Origin of the sequence: Endozoicomonas sp. SCSIO W0465 (genome assembly GCF_023716865.1) — a bacterium.
Classification (GTDB): Bacteria; Pseudomonadota; Gammaproteobacteria; order Pseudomonadales; family Endozoicomonadaceae; genus Endozoicomonas.
Genome location: NZ_CP092417.1, coordinates 6047428 through 6066903, shown reverse-complemented (window position 1 = coordinate 6066903; position 19476 = coordinate 6047428). Strand labels below are relative to the sequence as shown.

Genomic DNA, 19476 nt, shown 5'->3' with positions numbered 1-19476 from the left:
TAACTATTCAGCACTGAGCAAAGGCATATTACAGTAATTCCGAACAGCTCTATGAAGTGATTGATATATGTCCATTCCCTGTTTTCTGGCAGACGACAAATAGCTGCGAATCCGTGCAAACATAGAACCACCGTCTGCACTCCTGAAGCAGCCTGAGATTTTCTGCTTTAACTTGGCCATTCGAACATCCCGCTCACTGCCATTGTTATCGAAGGGAATGGTAAAATCTGACATGAAGCGCAGTGTCTCAGCCTTGAACTCAGTGAGTCGTTTGAAGAGATTGTAAGCTTTAGTATTCTTGACTTTCTTGCGCTTAAGCTCCTCTCGTTGCTTCTCCATATAGACGACTTCTTTCATTAGAGCCCGCTGAAGCAACCGGTCATAAATCTTCTCGATTCGTTCACAGACAACACTTGGCATCTGTAGCATACCTATGGTCTTAAAGCCCTTGCAGTAATGCCAGGAAAGCCTCAGTAGCTTCATCAATCGCAACGCCAGTTGATTGCTGTCCCTATCAACAACACCCAAAAGCTCCCTCAGGTGATGGGCATTGCAAAGTACGTGAGTTGCCGCATATGCAAAATAGGATTTCCAATGATCATGAACCAGAACGCCTGCAAATGTTAGCAGTATGCCCATCGTGTCCATGGCCTCACGACCTCGCTTTTCAGACAAGTAGTAGAGCGTCCATTGTTCATCCCGCATAACGTGTAGCCAGTGCAAAGAGCCCTCGGCCCGCATACCCGTTTCATCGGCTCCGGCAACAGACGATTCCCGCAAGGCGTCACGAATAACCTCTTCAGTAGAAGCCAGATTTTCATAGGTTCTGGCCACAAAATTGGCGACAGTGCCTGCACTTACACTCATTTTATAGAGAGTATTAAAATACTCTGACACGCGCTTAAAAGGCAGGAAATGGTATTGGTTAAGATAGACGGCCATAGCCTGTGTGGCTGAGCCATATTGTGCGGCAGCGGTAACACCTTCCGGGAATTCAGCCTGATTCCGACAACCACAAGTGCAGATTTTTACTTCAGCTCTATGGGCCGTTACTTCAAATTCACCCGGTCTCCCTGGTTCAAACACCTGTCGTTCAATATATTTGACCGGCTCACTATCAAGAAGAGACGCCTGACATTTATTGCATTCTTTAACCGGAAGGTACTCAATATAGTCAGGGATATCGACCTGTTTAAGACAAGTGCCCTGATGCCCTTTCTTTCCACCGGCTTTATTACCAGAAGACTGTCTCAGACTTTTAGGATTGGGTTTTTCATCCGATGGATCGGTACCTTTATCTGCGGAAAGGTCGTCAGAATGATCTGGAGAATTACTGTTTTTACAAGGTTTTTGATAACCATCAGACGATGGCGGCTTGCTGCTGTTTTGACTGTTCTTGCCAACCTTTTCTTCCAATTCTCGACATCGCTCTTCCAGACAGGCAACTCTCATCCGCAGCTCTGCATTCTCTTTCAAGAGAATCTCAGCCGACATAGTTGCGGGTAGTTCTGGAATCATGCTGGCGAATATTGTGGAAAAATGGTGCTTAAGAGGATGGTATAAAAATCAGAAAATTCCAGATTTATGTGGGGGTGCTGAACAGTTACGTCTGTTACAACCTGGTGATTCTGGCCAGACACCCGGCACCATCCTGATAGCCACCTCCACGCTACATGAAAGTACCTTTCCAGCATGGTGGGAGGATGTTTTCTGCCTGCTTTTCGCGTTTTTCTCCAATATCCGTCCCAGATTAGAGAAAAAAAGGGAAGAGTTTTTGCGGCTCTCTGGAATTTCAGGAAATATCAAAACGCACGTACAATCTAATTATGATTGCCTGATGCGTTTTTGGACGAGAACTAGTTAACCGTGATCCAGTACGCATACATCTTGGCTACAGCGTAAGGGGAACGAGGGTAGAAAGGTGTGGTTTCTTTTTGAGGAATCTCCTGTACCAAACCATACAGTTCAGAAGTAGATGCCTGATAGAAACGGGTTTTTTTCTCAAGACCTAAAAAGCGAATGGCTTCCAGCAGTCGCAACGTACCCAGTGCGTCCACATCAGCGGTGTATTCCGGCGCCTCAAAAGAGACCGCCACATGGGACTGTGCCGCTAGGTTATACACTTCATCCGGCTGCACTTCGCTGATAATACGGGTCAGGTTGGAGCTGTCGCTCAGATCGCCGTAGTGGAGTTTGAAGTGCTGGTTTTTAGTGTGGGGGTCTTCATAAATATGATCCACACGGTCAGTATTAAATAACGAAGCTCTACGTTTGATGCCATGGACTTCGTAGCCTTTCTTTAAAAGGAATTCGGCAAGGTAGGAACCATCCTGCCCAGTAATACCAGTTATTAAAGCAATTTTATTTGCCATATCTATGATCCAAAAGAAATTAAGAAACTTTAAAGGTCAGGGTAATATTTTTCAAAATTTATAGGTGAAAAATATTTACCATATAAATCTGACATCATTGAAACATTACTATCTGCATCAATGTATGCTTGCTTTGATTTATCATAAAGTTCTTTAGATGAGAATTGAAAGGAAAGAACACAAGAGTCTTTTTTAATATACTGTGTAAATGCAGGTATATCTCTAACTAGTTCTCGTCCAAAAACTCTGCAGCCTATGCGTGCCAAGGCTTAGAGGGAAAAAATCAAGTTTTGTTTTGACGCCTTTTTCAACCAGTTTTCGGGGGCTACAGCGGAGTTGATGTGATTTTCCTGTAAATTCAGAGCACGTCAAATCTCTGTAGGCTACGTGGCCCAAGGGCTATAGTTTTTGGATGGGAACTAACTAATACGGGCGTTGAAAAACTACTGCATTGCGCTAATACACCTGATTGCGTTGCAGACTGATGCAATACTAAAACACATAGACTATTAACTATTACATCTTCTATTTCTTGATCTGAAATGCTTTCTTTATTAATTATTATCAGATATTCTATCCAGTTAGAAGGAAGCTCATTTAAATAGCAAGAAATATCAGATGAAGTAATCAAGCACAACTTAGATTCGCCGGGTAGATTAAGATTATTTTTAGCTAGTTCTCGTCCAAAAACGCATCAGGCAATCATAATTAGATTGTACGTTCGTTTTGATATTTCCTGAAATTCCAGAGAGCCGCAAAAACTCTTCCCTTTTTTTCTCTAATCTGGGACGGATATTGGAGAAAAACGCGAAAAGCAGGCAGAAAACATCCTCCCACCATGCTGGAAAGGTACTTTCATGTAGCGTGGAGGTGGCTATCAGGATGGTGCCGGGTGTCTGGCCAGAATCACCAGGTTGTAACAGACCACCGATAACCAGCAATGAGAATCAAAACGCTCAGAACCCTTGCAGTGGCAACGTGATAGCCCAAAACATCTCTTTAGCCACGAAATTCCCGCTTCAATACCTGCCCGGAAGCGAAAGAGCGTTTTATACACATACTGACTTTTAGTCATCTCTTCGACTTCAAGTCCGCGCTTCTTATTAAAAGCTACATCGCTGATTCCCATGGCCTTGGCTTTTTCCAAATTAGCGCGACACGCGTATCCGCCGTCACCGCTTGTCTGGCGAGGTACACGACCATAAATTTCTTTTTGTCTTTCCATCATCGGAATGAATTGGTCCGAATCCGCTGGGTTACCTTCCTCAATAACCAGGTCCAGGATCAATCGACTTTTTCCCTGAACCAGGTTCAGTTTATGGCCATACTGTACTTGCCGCCTGTCTTTTACGATGATATCCGTATGGGGTTCATACAGGCTAACCACTTTTTCCTGGGCTGGCACCTTTTCACCCTTAAAGACCCTGCGCTCTGTCTGGGAGACTATTGCATCCACCAGGGGTAACAGGTGATCCACATCGGCCTGCCACTTGTCGGCATCATCAGCCAGGAGACACTGCCCCTGCTGACGGGCGTTTGCTAGCGTGACAGTAGCTTCGATAAGTACCTTCCGGGATTTTCGGGTCAACTGCAGCAGTTTTTTATAATGCTGATGCCGCTCTTCTTTGCCAGCGTAGATGCATTTTCTGGCCGCATCTTTTACGGCTCGGTTGTGATGGGTATATTCATAAAGCGGTGTCGCTGTCAGTGTTTGTCCCCGTTCCAGCAGCCGACAAATTTCTTTAACGGAACTGGCTAAAAGATCACTGTCGCAAGGAGGTTTGATATCCGATTCGGTGACTGTGCTGTCAATAGCCACAGTGCGCCCTTTTTCAATACCCTGATCTTTAGCGGTCATTAGCTGACAGTTATTAATCCGTTCCCATGTAGATGCAGTAAGAAGGCTGATGAGCCCATGCAAACTGGAGCGACTGGGGCGCTGGTTTGGTTCGAGGCGACAAAAGTCTCGAAAGAGCATGGAGTCCATCAAAACAAACGACAAGTAGTCATAATCACAATTCAAATACTGTTTCAGGAGTGCCGCACGAAGAACGGATTCTGCTGATAGTCCGTTCCGCCCAGTGTTCTGTTTATCACCAGAACTTAAGTCCTCATAAATCCAGTCATTGAACTGTGGATGGGCGTCAAGCCATTGCGAGATACCGGAAAGCTGGGAGCAGATTTCATGAGGTACGTAATGGAGTTCCATACTACACTGCGGGTTGCGTTTTTTGCGCATTTGGAGTCCTCTGTTTTTGGCAATCCCTTATGTTTCTTGCTCTTGGGAAGTTTAGTCGCCAGATAGCAGTAGGGCTCCACTTAATTTTTCAGGATAAAATCTACAGTTTTCAATTGGTTGTGTTTTTGGACGAGAACTAGCTAGAAAATTAACAAATCCGATAAAATCACTGATACCCTTACCTTTACCTGATTACCACTGATCGTACGTCATGACACAGGGAAAGATAATTTAAGAATATACGTGCAGCTTTTCATTCTTTATGTCTATAACCCGGTAAAGAAATAATAGAACCTCTCCAGTATTACCGGTGGAGCAGGCATCATGACGGCTTGTTCTCCAGATTATCAACTAAATTCGGTTTCATAACCGCTCCGAACAAGCAAAGACCCACATCATCATTCGAAATAATGATATTAATACGTCAACTGACTTTCAATTATCGGTTGATGGCTAACCCGGTTTCCACTGGACGTCTGGCAGTTTGAGAAGTCGATCCGGCATCGGTGCTGTATTGACTGCAGCCCGACCTAGCCTTGAGATCATTGAAGGCATATCAAAACGCCGGTTAAACCGATAGTTGAACTCTGATAGATAACGGCCCAGATGCTTGGGGTCGAGCTTATGGTAAGTACCGGTAATCGCTGTTTTCACGTTTCCCAGCATGGTATTTACCCAGGTGAACAACTCATTCTCCATGGATGCATGCCCACCACCGGTAATGATGGCTGTGTGCTGGCATCCGGCATCTTCAATACCCCGGAAACAGGACAAGCCATCGCTGACGGCCCGGACACCCTTTTTCAGGGCATGTTCTGCCCACTCCTGAATGGTTTTTCGCCGGAAGTTATCAACGGCATTGAACTTCATGTAGATAGGGTGGTTATCAGCATCTGTCTGAACTGCGGCCACGAAGGGGGCTTTGTTCTCTGAGCCTCTGCCCCGGCGGCCTCCGTGGCGCTCTCCGCCCCAATAGGCGTCATCAATCTGAACAAAACCACTCAACTGCCAGCTGTTATCTCTTTCCATCATGACCTGCATGAGTTTGTGTTTCATGCGCAATGCGGCATTGTAGGAAATGCCAAGTTGTCGATGAAGCGTCAGGCAAGAAATCCCCGCTTTATTCTGGGTGACGAGATAGATACCCAGAAACCAGGTAGCTAGAGGCAGCTTTGTTGAGTCAAAGATAGTGTTACTGGTAAGCGAGGTTTGGCAACGGCAGCAATTGCACTGGAATTCAGCTTTCCGGTGAAGCTTGCAGAAACTGCGGGAGCCACACTTCGGGCATTGGAAGCCATCTGGCCAGCGCCAAGAGGACAGCGCGTTCTCACACTGCTCTTCACTGCCGTAATTAGCCAGAAATTGCATAATGCCAAGGCCTTTTTGGAACTGAATGGTGTTTTTACACATCAGTTTTACCTCCAAAACACATGACTATCGACGTTTATTATAGCAGCTGGCTCACGACGTAGGGTCGGTGGTAATCAGGTACCTTTATTAACATGTCCAATATAAGATATATATTTGTACTTTTTATTAGGCTCTTTTCGTATTGCAGACTGCTGATTTCATAAATCAGGCTGGAATCCTCCTGTGGCAGGGCTTGGCAATATTTAGCCAGCAGTTTCCTGAAGGCATTGTATATCAAGGCCTTTGGCCAATTTTCATTGCAGAGCAGTCTGTAACCCGAAAAGAGCCTTTTATTATTGATACGGCCATTATTAACAAGCAAAAGATGGTTAACAGAACATTTCCTTGAAAAAAATGGGTACTTATTAACAACTACATTATAGGCATATTCTGAAAGAAGGATGTAACTATTCAGCACTGAGCAAAGGCATATTACAGTAATTCCGAACAGCTCTATGAAGTGATTGATATATGTCCATTCCCTGTTTTCTGGCAGACGACAAATAGCTGCGAATCCGTGCAAACATAGAACCACCGTCTGCACTCCTGAAGCAGCCTGAGATTTTCTGCTTTAACTTGGCCATTCGAACATCCCGCTCACTGCCATTGTTATCGAAGGGAATGGTAAAATCTGACATGAAGCGCAGTGTCTCAGCCTTGAACTCAGTGAGTCGTTTGAAGAGATTGTAAGCTTTAGTATTCTTGACTTTCTTGCGCTTAAGCTCCTCTCGTTGCTTCTCCATATAGACGACTTCTTTCATTAGAGCCCGCTGAAGCAACCGGTCATAAATCTTCTCGATTCGTTCACAGACAACACTTGGCATCTGTAGCATACCTATGGTCTTAAAGCCCTTGCAGTAATGCCAGGAAAGCCTCAGTAGCTTCATCAATCGCAACGCCAGTTGATTGCTGTCCCTATCAACAACACCCAAAAGCTCCCTCAGGTGATGGGCATTGCAAAGTACGTGAGTTGCCGCATATGCAAAATAGGATTTCCAATGATCATGAACCAGAACGCCGCCTGCAAATGTTAGCAGTATGCCCATCGTGTCCATGGCCTCACGACCTCGCTTTTCAGACAAGTAGTAGAGCGTCCATTGTTCATCCCGCATAACGTGTAGCCAGTGCAAAGAGCCCTCGGCCCGCATACCCGTTTCATCGGCTCCGGCAACAGACGATTCCCGCAAGGCGTCACGAATAACCTCTTCAGTAGAAGCCAGATTTTCATAGGTTCTGGCCACAAAATTGGCGACAGTGCCTGCACTTACACTCATTTTATAGAGAGTATTAAAATACTCTGACACGCGCTTAAAAGGCAGGAAATGGTATTGGTTAAGATAGACGGCCATAGCCTGTGTGGCTGAGCCATATTGTGCGGCAGCGGTAACACCTTCCGGGAATTCAGCCTGATTCCGACAACCACAAGTGCAGATTTTTACTTCAGCTCTATGGGCCGTTACTTCAAATTCACCCGGTCTCCCTGGTTCAAACACCTGTCGTTCAATATATTTGACCGGCTCACTATCAAGAAGAGACGCCTGACATTTATTGCATTCTTTAACCGGAAGGTACTCAATATAGTCAGGGATATCGACCTGTTTAAGACAAGTGCCCTGATGCCCTTTCTTTCCACCGGCTTTATTACCAGAAGACTGTCTCAGACTTTTAGGATTGGGTTTTTCATCCGATGGATCGGTACCTTTATCTGCGGAAAGGTCGTCAGAATGATCTGGAGAATTACTGTTTTTACAAGGTTTTTGATAACCATCAGACGATGGCGGCTTGCTGCTGTTTTGACTGTTCTTGCCAACCTTTTCTTCCAATTCTCGACATCGCTCTTCCAGACAGGCAACTCTCATCCGCAGCTCTGCATTCTCTTTCAAGAGAATCTCAGCCGACATAGTTGCGGGTAGTTCTGGAATCATGCTGGCGAATATTGTGGAAAAATGGTGCTTAAGAGGATGGTATAAAAATCAGAAAATTCCAGATTTATGTGGGGGTGCTGAACAGTTACACTGGACTTATAGATACCCAGGCTCAACAGCAGCAATATTGCCGCAAAAACCAGATTCCACAGAACCTGGTTTGGTGGCTTTTCCATTTGCAAAGGCTGGCCTTTTACGGGTTTACCCTGCAGCATCAGCGACTACTTCAGGGTCTTTTGCCATTCGGAACTTTCGAACCACTTGGCATAAATCTTATCGTAAGTACCATCACCCTGAATCTGGGTCAGGAAATTATTCAACCAATTAACAAAGTCCGGATCCCCCTTACGAACTCCCCAGGCCAGCGGCTCATAGGTAAAGGGTGTATCCAGATGAACCAGCTTACCCGGATTCTGGCTGGAATAGACCGCATTAAACGGCAGGTCATAGATAAATGCATCTGCCTTGCCATTCACAACCTCGATGGCACCCTCAGATTCGGTTTCAAACAGTCTCAGTCTGGCTTTACTCAGATAACGTTTGGCTGCAAGATCGCCAGTAGTTCCCAGCTTGGAAACCACCGTATATTTGGGATTATTCAGATCTTTATAAGACTTGATCTCCCCTTCAAGGCCATTACGCAGCAATATACTCTGGCCAATGACAATATAGGGGTTAGCAAAGTTAATCTGCAGGTTACGCTGGGAAGTCAGGGTCATACCGGACATAATGATGTCAAACTTATCCGTCACCAGAGCCGGGATAATGCCATCCCAGGCAGTATTCACAATTTCCAGCTCTACGCCCATGGACTTGGCCATCTGCCGGGCAACGTCCACATCAAAACCAACGATTTTACCCTGCTTATTGGTCATTTCGAATGGCATATAGCCTGCATCCAGGCCAATACGAAGCACCTTGCGCTCCATGATATTGTTTAGCGCAGACTCTTCCCATATCGGGTTATAAGAAGCAAAAAGCGAGGAACTGAACGCCAGCAGAAAGGCCAGCATCACCGTGATTTTTTTCATGGCTCTTATTGGATTACAGACTGTTCCCAGATTGAACCTGGCTGAAGCACTTATCATTAAAGGCTCTCAGAGCTTTGCTCGGCAATTTGCCCTCAAGCCTTACATTGCGTGGTCCACATCCAATTTTCACTGCAGAGCAGTTCGGAAATCAAATAGAGCCTTTTTCATTATAACTCCTTTCCGCTACCAGAAATCCTATACTACTGGTGCCAGAACTTTTTTATCATTATGCACGGCAAATCCCTGGCCGCTTTAACCTCGCAATTATCTGGTTATACGAGGAGACACTCTGCATTGTACATATCCTGTCGTTTTTTACCAACACTACTAATCCAACTCATCCATATCTGTATATTTCTGTTCCCAACCCTGCTCTATATAGCCACGTAATTTACTTTGTACCTGATCATAAAAGCAGGGAATCGGTGGATTAAAGAAACTTGGGTACTTGTTGCGCTGTATGCCCTTAAAACGGTCCTGACCGGCCTTAATTATCTGGGAAAACTCAGCAGATGACTTCGTGGTAATCGAGTCTGCATCCAGGATAATTGAGGGGGACTGACCATTTCTGAGAAGCTCGCGGTTAATCAGATAAACAGTCGTTCTGCCATTTCCATCAGCAAAATAGTGGAGAAACATCAACCGCTTTGCCAGCCGGGCAATGGATAAGCGGACGGCTTCCGGAGCCGAAGTGCTTTTCAGCACTTTAGTGTGATCAACCAACAATCTTATCAATACTTCTTTCTTGCGATTATTACCTTTGTCAGGTTCATCACTATAAGTTCTGACAGTGATCTTCCCCGGACTCGCATCATTGCGCGAATAGTAACCACAAATATGAAAAACCGGGAGATTATCTGCAAATAGATTATCCATAACTTGATATTTTTGGTTGCACTCCTTAACAAATAGCATCATTTCAAGGTAGCCGTCCGAAGTAAATTTTTCTTTCGGAATATCAAATACATGTGATTCATAAAAATCATACGTTGGCAATATGGGTTGGCCAAAACAAGTCTTGACATCCTTAGTCAGAAGTTGATGAATCTGATGCAATATCTCAAGAGTCACCGGTTGAAGATCGTCACCGTGCAGTTGCTCCAACATACTGGCAAAGGCTTGGCCAAGATTATGAACCGTATTGGCATCAAAATTTTGGGCATCTGCCCCCAGATAATAGTCGTCCGTCGAGCCAAACAGCATTGGAAAATAGACTGCCGGAAATCCCCGGGTAATTTGATTCCTGTCCATTGCAACCTGTAATTCCGGAAGGAATCTTCTATGACTGATGATTCCATCAATAACGGCACCATAACACCCGCCCGGATGCTCTTTAAAAACGCCAAGCAGATAATCAGCCGAAAGTTTTTTCCCACCATCCAGTTTAGAAAAAGTTAAACTCATCAGCTGAAGAAAAACAGCCTTTACCTCTCTATCTTTTAATACATCACCGACCAGTTCATAATCATATTCAATAACCGGTTCTCTTGCTTTAATAAGAGCATCTATCAGAATCCCTGATACAACCGGAAAAAATCGGATAAATCGAGGAGTATAACTATTATCACAGTCAGGCTTTGATGGTCGTACAAATTTCTTGCAAAGCTTAATGTCATTTTCCAGTAATGTCTGCAAAGCATTCTGAACCCTTGCTTTCATTTCTGTTTTTTGAATAGCGGCTTTTTGACTAAAAGCCTTTTGATTAAGAACATCGACAACAGATAACCGTCCGGTTAACGGTTGCCCCCTTCCATCTTCTTTAAAACCCGGGCCAGAATCGACCCCTGACAGGCCCCCCTTTTCACAGGGTGTAACATGGTAAGACCCCATTCTGCCACCCGCACGTTCTTGTTGATAAGCAGGGTGAGTTTGAACAAAGCAGGGGTTAGGTGAGCCTGAAATTTTATCACTATCCATAGAATGCCCGCGCTCATTCTTAACAGGAGAGATGTAGATAGTAATAAACCCGAAAAGTTCCAACTAAAAAAACAAGGGCATTCAGGTGGTAATGAACAATGACATAGCTTCTGAGAAAATGATGTCTGAACAAAGAACTGCCGGCATTGCCGGCAGAATTAGACTGAATGTGTTATAAAACTGACATCAGGCAGCTAAAGCACCCATCGCATACTGGCTGCGAAGTTCCTGAATACGACTCATGTAGTTGTTGTACTCAGGAGATCCATGATGGGCATAGTGCATGTTTTTGAACAGGCCTGTCAGCTTGATAAAGTAATCACGCACTTCTTCTTTGTCGCTGAAGCTGTACTGCTGACGAATCAGGCTCACCACCAGGTCAAAGTTTTCCTGCTGACGATTGATCGGGCAGGAAGCGTCCACATCATCAAAAGCGTCCTGTTGCAGGTAAACCATGTCCAGCAGGTAAGATTTCTGGTAAGTCACGTAATCTTCCAGAGTAATACCCTCTTCACCGGTTACCTGCATCATCTGGTTGATGCTGTCACCGCGAACCAGCAGTTCCTGCATCTCCCTAACGTTGCTGACCCACTCCGGTGACAGGTTTTTGGAGTACCAGTCTTCCAGCTGATCCAGATAACGGGACCAGGAGATCAGTGGATCAATCGCCGGGTAGAAGCGCTTGTAAGCACGATCATAAGAGAGACCAAGGAATGCCTTTACGGTACTCAGGGTTGCCTGGGTCACAGGCTCTTCAAAGTTACCACCGGCCGGTGATACCGAACCGATCATGGTCAGGGAGCCTTCATCACCGTCTTCGTTGCGAACCACACCACAGCGCTCGTAAACCCCCTTGATGGCAGAGTCCATATAGGCAGGGAAGCCCTCTTCACCGGGAATTTCTTCCAGACGGTTAGAGGTTTCACGCATGGCCTGGGCCCAGCGGGAGGTAGAGTCAGCCAAGGCCAGAACGTTATACCCCATCTGGCGATAGTACTCACCCAGGGTCAGACCGGTATAGATAGAGGCTTCGCGGGCAGCCACCGGCATGGACGACGTATTACAGATAATTACCGTACGATCGATCAGGGCACCACCGGTCTTTGGGTCCTGCAGATGCGGGAACTCTTCAATGGTTTCTACTACCTCACCGGCACGCTCGCCGCAGGCAGTAACAATAACGATATCCGCATCGCAGTAACGGGAGAAACCGTGCTGCAGCACTGTCTTGCCAGAGCCAAATGGTCCCGGGATGCAGCCGGTACCACCACGGGCAATCGGGAAGAAAGTATCAACGATACGGGTGGTGGTGATCAGTGGCTGGTTAGGGTAAAGACGCTCGGTCTTTCCCTTGGCAGCAAGGGTTTCAGAAATGGACTTACGCACCGGCCAGCGCTGGTACATGGTCAGGGGAATTTCTTCACCCTTATGGTTTTTAACACGTGCTACTACGGTGTCAACAGAGAAGTTACCCTCCTGAATCCAGACCACTTCCACTTCACCCACAGTATCAAACGGGATCATGATTTTATGGGTAAAGCGACCTTCCGGAACGGTACCAAAGGTTTCACCGGCACGGAGTTTATCGCCAATTTTAGCCACTGCCGTGAATGCCCAGTTCTGGGTGCGATCCAGGGACTCCACCTGAACACCACGCTGCAGGAAGCGGCCATGCAGATTGGCCAGACGCTCCAGAGGGTTCTGCAGACCGTCGTAAATCATGCTGAGAATACCAGGCCCCAGATCAACAGACAGCATGTGTCCGGTCTGGATGATCATGTCACCCACAGCAACGCCACGGGTTTCCTCAAACACCTGAATATCGGCCGTGTTGCCACGAACACGGAGAATCTCAGCCATCAGCTGTTCTTCCACCGCTTCATTGGCGCGACGGCTTGGCAGTACGTAAACTACCTCGTTCTTAACCAGAGGCTTTCTCTCACCATCCGGTCCGGCGATGCTTTCGATGGTGATGATATCACCCATCACCGCTACCACCCGGGCAGAGGCCTGTTGCATCAGATCTGTTTTTGTCTCTTCAGTCATGTGTATAACCGTTGTCGTAAATCGTCAGCTGTAAATCGTCGTGGACACTTCTTTCATAAACGACACTGTTGACGTTTAATCCGGGGAACCCGGCAATTGGTGGGCAAATTCGCCCAATGCCTGCTGGGTCAGCTCATTAAACCGAACCACTGCCTCTTCGCCATTATAGGCCGTCCAGCGCGCCACCAGGTTCCAGCGGAGCAAATAGATCACCACGGCTTCAAAATCAAAACGATGCCTGGCACCAAGCTCATTCAGCTTGTCCCACACCGCTTCCATCACTGTTTTTTCCAGCGTGAGGTAGTCTTTTTTGCTCAGGCATTCAACCGCCACCGGAATCCACGGAAATGCATTCTGCAGGCCGAGGGTTGGATGATTCCAGTTGCGGCGGATGTAAGCGTAGCGGCTACCGTAACTCCATTTCGCAGACGTCGGGGCCTGTATACCATTGGCCTTGCGTCTCAGTGCAGCAGCAATGGTTCGCATATCCAGACGCCAGTTCACCAGCTCTTTCAGATCAGGGCTGTCCAACTCCTGCAACAGGCGCTCTGCCAGGTTGATCAAATACGCTTCTTTGATCTCTTCACCCAGGTGGCTCCAGTGAACCAGCTGTTCAACCTTAACCAGGGTTTCACGATCTGCCGTGGACAGCATGGCCAGACGACGATCCAGCTGAATTCTGGAGATAGGCGTAATCTTGCTGTTAAACAGTGAGTCAATATGCGGCAGCGATGTCAGCAGGGTATAGTAGGCATTTTCAGCCATTGCATTCTCCTCGGGAACAGCCCGTGAACATTGTCCGGTGAAGGAGCCCCTGTCCGCTCACCCGGTGCGAAGTCGCAGGGTGCCCGGCACGATCTATCTCATGGGCCCGGAGTTTACGCCCTTCAACAGGCTCAGGACGGTCGGGGTTCGGAGGCTCACAAACACGGAAGTTATTCAGATACTGCTCCTTAACATGAGCGTGTGGCAGAAATTAATCCGCCATCACGAACTGACACCAGCAATTATTTAATAATGCCTTCCAGCAGGGCACGGAAACGTGGCTGCAGGTGCTTCAGCAGAACCGCAGCAACGGCTTCATCGGTCAGCTCTACCTGGATATCCTTATCTTTCAGACGGAACGCAATGCCACTCTGGCTGGCACCGCCAACGGCAAATGTCACGCCATCCTGAAGCATCTCACTGGCGCGCTTCATGGCGAACTCCAGCAGACCACCCGCCTTGAGTAGCTCAGGATTGTCACGCAGCTCATCCACGCCAATCACTTTTCTGGGCAGGATAACTTCGATGTTGTTTTCGCCACGCAGGTTATTCTGGCCAGCGACTTCAAGAATCATGGCTTCCAGCAGTTTGTCGCCTTCCATGGAATGGCTGACCACCGCGCGAATCTGCTCAGAGAATTTTTCCAACAGGTAGTCTTTCAGCTCAAGGATGGCATTTCGCTCAGCCAGCTGCAGTGCTTCTTTACCTGCCTTGGTAATAAAATCGGCTTCTTCACGGGCCTTGCCAACAATGGCACTGGCACGCTTTTCGGCATCCTCGATCAGCTCAGCGGCTTTGGCTTCAGCATCAGAAATAATCTTGCCCGCTTCCTGGCGACCACTGTCGACACCCTGGTTACGCAGCTTTTCGATTAATTCCTGAACACCGACGGAAACGGTTTTCCCGGTTTGTTTTTCAGGCGTTGCAGTACTCATTATCTAATCCTGTCTTGGCTCATGGCTGTCTTGGCTCATGGCTGTCTTGGCTCACGGCTGTCTTGGCTCATGGCTGTCCTGGCTCATGGGTCAGTGAGTTTTTGTCACCACAAAGACACAAAGGCACAGAGAAATGATTATGCAAACTTAGTGTCTTAGTGACTTTGTGGTTCCAATCATTCACCACATCATCAGGCAGCAATGCCCTGACCCATGACCAGTGCGAATACGAAAGCAAATACCGCAAAGCCTTCTACGATCGCCGCAGGTGCGATAGACAGACCAAATACTTCCGGCTTGTTTTTGGAAGCATTGATGGCCGCCGCAACCGCCTGTCCCTGGTATACCGCAGAGTACATCAGGGCAACACCGGTCAGCAGACCAATACCAAACAGACCCGGAGCGCTGGCCAGAGTGACACCGATACCACTCAGGGTAAACATGATGACAATGCCGTAGATAACCTGGGAAGATGGCATGGCAGAGAGACCGACGAACTTACCGTAGCCGCTCTCAACATCCAGCATCGCACCACAGGCAGCCTGTCCTGCGACAGAACAGCCGATTGCAGAACCCACTGCACCCAGAGCAACCGGCGCGAAAACACCTACCCAACCCAGTGCGATAATCAGTGCATCCATTGTTAATCCTCTTCTTTACTAAAAGTGGTTCGTTGATTAAAAGTCGTTCTTTGGTTAAAGACTTTGAAAGGGTAGCCTTCGTCAGACAGTCCCCAGTTGACAAATTCAATGACGTTAAGACGCATGCCGTGAACCACACCACTCATAATGCACAGTGCAAAGTTAAGGAGGTGACCCAGCAGCAGAATGATTCCCGCAAACAGCACACCGGTAACGGGGCTGGAATTAAGAACGTCCATGGCCAAAGAGTTAAACGTCATGGCCAGGGATGCTCCGGACAGGCCGAGGGCAAACAGGCGCATGTAACTGAGCACATCACCAAAAGCAGCGGTAATGTTGTAGACGGCTTTCAGACCATCCAGCATTCTCAGAATAAGGTCCTTGAAAGATTTCACTTCACGGCTGCTGGAGAACAGGAATACCAGCAGGGCACCGACAATCATCAGTCCCGGGCCAATGGTGATTTCAAAGGCTTTTGGCAGCGTGCCGGTCATGCCCAGCCACAGCGAGAGACCACCACCCATCAGGCCGGCCCAACCCAATGGGGCAAGGGCATAGCTTGAGTCACGATTGACCACCGCCGTCATGACGTTGGCAACCACCAGGTGAGCAACACCAATCACCACCGACAGTTTCATCATGGCGTTGTAGTCATTGAGGTCAATGAAGGCCAACGTACCCAGGAAACTGTCACCAGCAGGCGCAGCGCCAAAGTAACTGCCAATAAAGACACCCCAGACGACACCCGCAGCAGACATAAAGTACCCCAGGTTCATCAACCGACGTCCGGTTTCACTCCCCTTTAGTTTTCCTCGCATGAGGAAAATAATCAGGGCAAAAATCAGACAGTACATGGCGTCACTCATGATCATCGCAAAGAACAGCGAGAATGAGTAAAACACCACATTACCCGGATCCCAGGTACGGTAGTTTGGTGTCTGGAAGAAGCCAAGGGCATCCGCACCACCGCCGGTTCCGGCCGGTTTGTCCAGCAACGTCGGAGGATTGTCGTCTGCCGTCGGGTCTTCAAATATTGCGGCAACACCATGAGCAGCCGTGAAGGCTTCAACATTGGCCTGCTCAGCAACCGGTACCCAGCCCTGGACCAGGAAGAAACTGTCTTCATCCATGGTGCCACCGGTGGCCTGCTGCAGATCGGCACTGTCCAGGCGGGCTGCCAGTACCTGATCCAGGAGATAGTTCCAGCGCGTCAGTGCTTCACGTTCTGCCAGCAGTTCCTCGATGGCATCCTCTGCTTCATCCAGCATCTCTTCCAGACGGGAAAGCGGAATCTTACCCACATGAGAACGATGAACGGGCAGCAGAACATCTTCCGGTTCTTTATCAGAGACAACAATAACGTAACTGTCTTTCTGGCTCTGATGGATCAGTTCCCAGGGCAGATCACACGCTTTTAGTGACTCCCTCAGTGCCGTCAGCTCACCGTTGGGCAGAACATAAAACCAGAGCCGCTGGCCATTCAGGTCAGACAGGGCAGGAAAGGTAAACTCTCCCCAGGGGCGCACTTCCCGAATACGTTCCTGCAGTTTGTCGCGAATATCGGACTGCTCACGGAACTTCGACTTATTGTCCAGAATCTTATGAACAATGTCGTCTACCCGGGCAGCGTCCTTGCGCTCGCTGAAGTTGCGAACCTGCCTTCTCTGTTTTGGGCTGCGCTCCAGCCACGCTTTCGCTTCGCTGGCTTCTGCAGGCTGTACCTGAACATCAGCCGGTTTCTCGGTTAATGGAATCAGATGCAGACAGCCGAGGGATTGCAGCTCTTTAAGGATGCCGCTCTTCTCCTGGCTTGGCCCGTAAAGGGTGATCTTTTTAAGTCGTTTAATAGCCATAATCAATGCTTTCGCAGGGTATGCGTGTCAGGTTCTTACCGAGAACCGGACACCAGCCGACTCAGCTCGCCTGCGAATGACCTCCTTTGGCTTCCTGGGCCAGAACCTTGCCCTTGGAGAGCTTGGCGTTCATGACGCTGGCTCTGTCCTGGTCAGACATATAGATCTGGATTTTCTGGATGTTCTTTTTGGTCTGGGGTATCAGAACCTTGGAGAACAGGTTTACCCGCTGGGACGTAGTACGTGTTGCCTTGTCCAGCTCCTTGTGGCGCAACTGACGAACCTGAAGCTCTATTCTCAGGCGAATCATCTGCTGCAGAAGCTCAACCAGGTAATCAACCCAGTGGGGTTTGGCCAGATCACTGTATGGTGTCAGCGCAATTTCAATGTGCTCTACCAGAGGAACTGAGGTTCCGACAATATTCTCCTGGGTCAGACGCACATCCGTCACCTTCACCAGGTTGTCCACCGGAACATCCTGTCTTGCCAGCATCGGGAGCTGCTGTCTGACCAGCTGCTCCACTTCCGCCAGATGTTCCCGGGTTTCTGCCAGTGCCTCTTCGGCCTTCTTACGTTCCATCATCAGCTGCTGACGCTTGAGCTCAAGTGCCGGCAGATAACGGTTGTACGTTTTTAAACTGCGCTTCTCTTTGTTTAATGAACTTTTGTTGAGAGCTACCTTGGCCATGATAATTACGCCTCAGCTGCAGCTTCAGAAGCTTCCTCAGCACTCTGTGCATCGCTCTCTGAACCAGAAAGCTGCTCCGGATTTGGCCAGTATTTTTCCAGCAGACTCTGTTTCATCAGGGTCTCTTCAGGACCAAAACATTCAGCCATGGTCTCCCAGCACTTATCCAGTGCTTCTTCCAGCGACATAGCCGCATCCAGAGACATAAAGCGTTTCTTGAACAGCTTGCCGAACTTGATGGTTTTCAAGTCATAGCTGGACAATTCAAAAGCCATGGCCTGCTTCTGAGCCGCATTCACCGAGTCCGAGTAGAAGCGAATCATGGTGTTCATGATAGCGGGATGGTCTTCGCGGGTTTCTTTACCCTGAACCATCTGCTTCAAACGGGACAGGGAACCAAATGGGTCCAGGTGCCCTTCGTGCAGGTAGAACTGACCTTCGGTGATATAACCGGTGTTGTCCGGAACCGGGTGAGTCACGTCATTACCCGGCATGGTGGTCACCGCCAGAATAGTGACAGAACCTGCACCCTTGTAGTCACAGGCTTTTTCATAACGACGCGCCAGCTGTGAGTACAGGTCCCCCATATAACCACGGTTTGCCGGGATCTTGTCCATGGCAACACCGATCTCTTTCATGGCATCGGCATACGAGGTCATGTCGGTCAGCAGAACCAGAACCTTTTTGGACTCTTCTACGGCGAAGTGTTCAGCCACAGCCAGCGCCATATCCGGCGTCAGCAGACGTTCAACCGTCGGGTCAGACGCCAGGTTGGTGAACATAACGGTACGGGCAGATACACCGGCTTCCTCGAAGGTGGTGCGGAAGAAGTGGTAATCATCGAAGATCAGGCCCATGCCACCGAAGACAACCACATCCGCCTCTGCCTGAATGGCAATACGGGCCAGGAAGCGGTTGTAGGGTTCACCGGCAACGGAGAAGATAGGAATCTTCTGGGACTCAACCAGGGTGTTGAAGACGTCAATCATCGGTACATTGGTACGTACCATGCGGGAAGCCAGTACACGACGAACCGTGTTTACCGAAGGTCCATCAATCTCCACCTTGGGATCCTGCTCCAGTGCCGGGCCGCCATCAATTGGCTCACCGGCACCATTAAAGATACGCCCAAGAATATTGGGGGAGTAGGTCGTCTTCATAGGCTGACCCAGGAAGCAGACAGAGGCTCCGGTGGATAGCCCCTTGGTGCCGGCAAAAACCTGGAGAGAAACCTCTTCATGGTCAATCTTGATGATCTGCGCCATGGAGTATGTCTGTCCATCCTGCTCAATCAACGCCAGGTCACCATAGTTAGCCTGGGCATTACCCTCAGCCAGGTTAGGTACGTGGACGCGAATGAGGTCACCAACGATGCTGAGAATATTGGTGTATCGCAATAGGCTCTGGGGCATTACTGCTCCTCTATACTGCTGGGAAAATGAAAAGAGAATGGATCATGGGCACAGGAGATCATCAGTCATACAGGTGGTGCTGAGTAAATGCGGCACACCTCATTGCACACAACATAAGCCAAGTGTCGTATGTTTGAACTGATAAAGCTCAAACACTGATTTGTACTGCTGGCTCTATCCAAGCCTCCTGTGAACAATCTTTTCGGCTCATTTTTCTGTTGATATAAGATCCCTGTCTCAGC

At 48.2% G+C, this 19476-nt stretch carries 16 protein-coding genes and 1 pseudogene; 2 read left to right on the top strand and 15 right to left on the bottom strand.

The features are described 5' to 3' along the window. Positions 1-3: 3 nt before the first annotated feature. On the bottom strand, positions 4-1518 hold the full coding sequence (locus MJO57_RS27230) for an IS66 family transposase (RefSeq protein WP_252017330.1): 1515 nt from the start codon (positions 1516-1518) through the stop codon (positions 4-6). Here MJO57_RS27230 and MJO57_RS27225 point away from each other — a divergent pair. Further along, positions 1517-1864, top strand: coding sequence for a hypothetical protein (locus tag MJO57_RS27225; RefSeq protein WP_252020200.1), 348 nt, complete (start codon positions 1517-1519; stop codon positions 1862-1864). The two genes, MJO57_RS27230 and MJO57_RS27225, sit on opposite strands and share 2 nt — an antisense overlap. Here MJO57_RS27225 and MJO57_RS27220 read toward each other — a convergent pair. The 4 genes and pseudogenes from MJO57_RS27220 to MJO57_RS27205 all read right to left on the bottom strand — a co-directional run. Then, a pseudogene (locus MJO57_RS27220) lies at positions 1860-2372 on the bottom strand (GDP-mannose 4,6-dehydratase); the annotation flags it as partial. The gene MJO57_RS27225 and the pseudogene MJO57_RS27220 overlap by 5 nt on opposite strands. Before the next feature lie 29 nt (positions 2373-2401). Beyond that, entirely contained in the window at positions 2402-2638 is a 237-nt protein-coding gene (locus tag MJO57_RS27215) for a hypothetical protein (RefSeq protein WP_252020199.1), read from the bottom strand. Positions 2639-3249: 611 nt separating this feature from the next. Then, positions 3250-4611 (bottom strand): ISNCY family transposase, encoded by a 1362-nt coding sequence (locus MJO57_RS27210; protein WP_252017318.1) that lies wholly within the window; start codon positions 4609-4611, stop codon positions 3250-3252. A 453-nt stretch (positions 4612-5064) separates the two neighbouring features. Beyond that, on the bottom strand, positions 5065-6021 hold the full coding sequence (locus MJO57_RS27205) for an IS1595 family transposase (RefSeq protein WP_252017306.1): 957 nt from the start codon (positions 6019-6021) through the stop codon (positions 5065-5067). A gap of 193 nt (positions 6022-6214) precedes the next feature. Between MJO57_RS27205 and MJO57_RS27200 the strand changes: the two genes are divergently transcribed. Beyond that, positions 6215-6370 carry a hypothetical protein gene (locus tag MJO57_RS27200; RefSeq protein ID WP_252020197.1) on the top strand — a complete coding sequence of 52 codons (156 nt, stop codon included), beginning with the start codon at positions 6215-6217 and terminating at the stop codon, positions 6368-6370. 58 nt (positions 6371-6428) lie between these two features. On the opposite strand, the gene MJO57_RS27195 is transcribed toward MJO57_RS27200, so the two are convergent. From MJO57_RS27195 to MJO57_RS27150, 10 genes are all read right to left on the bottom strand, one after another. After that, positions 6429-7946: an IS66 family transposase gene (locus tag MJO57_RS27195; protein WP_252020195.1), complete on the bottom strand. Its 1518-nt coding sequence runs from the start codon at positions 7944-7946 to the stop codon at positions 6429-6431. Positions 7947-8167: 221 nt separating this feature from the next. Then, positions 8168-8977: a transporter substrate-binding domain-containing protein gene (locus MJO57_RS27190; protein WP_252020193.1), complete on the bottom strand. Its 810-nt coding sequence runs from the start codon at positions 8975-8977 to the stop codon at positions 8168-8170. A 327-nt stretch (positions 8978-9304) separates the two neighbouring features. Continuing rightward, entirely contained in the window at positions 9305-10894 is a 1590-nt protein-coding gene (locus MJO57_RS27185) for a hypothetical protein (RefSeq protein WP_252020191.1), read from the bottom strand. 186 nt (positions 10895-11080) lie between these two features. Further along, positions 11081-12913, bottom strand: a complete 1833-nt coding sequence (locus MJO57_RS27180) for a V-type ATP synthase subunit A (RefSeq protein WP_252020189.1) — start codon at positions 12911-12913, stop codon at positions 11081-11083. 102 nt (positions 12914-13015) lie between these two features. Then, a complete protein-coding gene (locus tag MJO57_RS27175; RefSeq protein WP_252020188.1) occupies positions 13016-13705 on the bottom strand; it encodes a hypothetical protein in 690 nt (229 codons plus the stop codon). 242 nt (positions 13706-13947) lie between these two features. Then, positions 13948-14640, bottom strand: coding sequence for a hypothetical protein (locus MJO57_RS27170; RefSeq protein ID WP_252020187.1), 693 nt, complete (start codon positions 14638-14640; stop codon positions 13948-13950). Positions 14641-14831: 191 nt separating this feature from the next. Further along, complete coding sequence (locus MJO57_RS27165; RefSeq protein WP_252020183.1) at positions 14832-15281, bottom strand: ATP synthase subunit C; 450 nt, start codon at positions 15279-15281, stop codon at positions 14832-14834. Positions 15282-15283: 2 nt separating this feature from the next. Next, positions 15284-17134, bottom strand: a complete 1851-nt coding sequence (locus tag MJO57_RS27160; protein ID WP_252020182.1) for a V-type ATP synthase subunit I — start codon at positions 17132-17134, stop codon at positions 15284-15286. Positions 17135-17195: 61 nt separating this feature from the next. Continuing rightward, positions 17196-17822 carry a V-type ATP synthase subunit D gene (locus MJO57_RS27155; RefSeq protein ID WP_252020180.1) on the bottom strand — a complete coding sequence of 209 codons (627 nt, stop codon included), beginning with the start codon at positions 17820-17822 and terminating at the stop codon, positions 17196-17198. A gap of 5 nt (positions 17823-17827) precedes the next feature. Next, entirely contained in the window at positions 17828-19234 is a 1407-nt protein-coding gene (locus MJO57_RS27150; RefSeq protein WP_252020178.1) for a V-type ATP synthase subunit B, read from the bottom strand. Positions 19235-19476 lie beyond the last annotated feature (242 nt).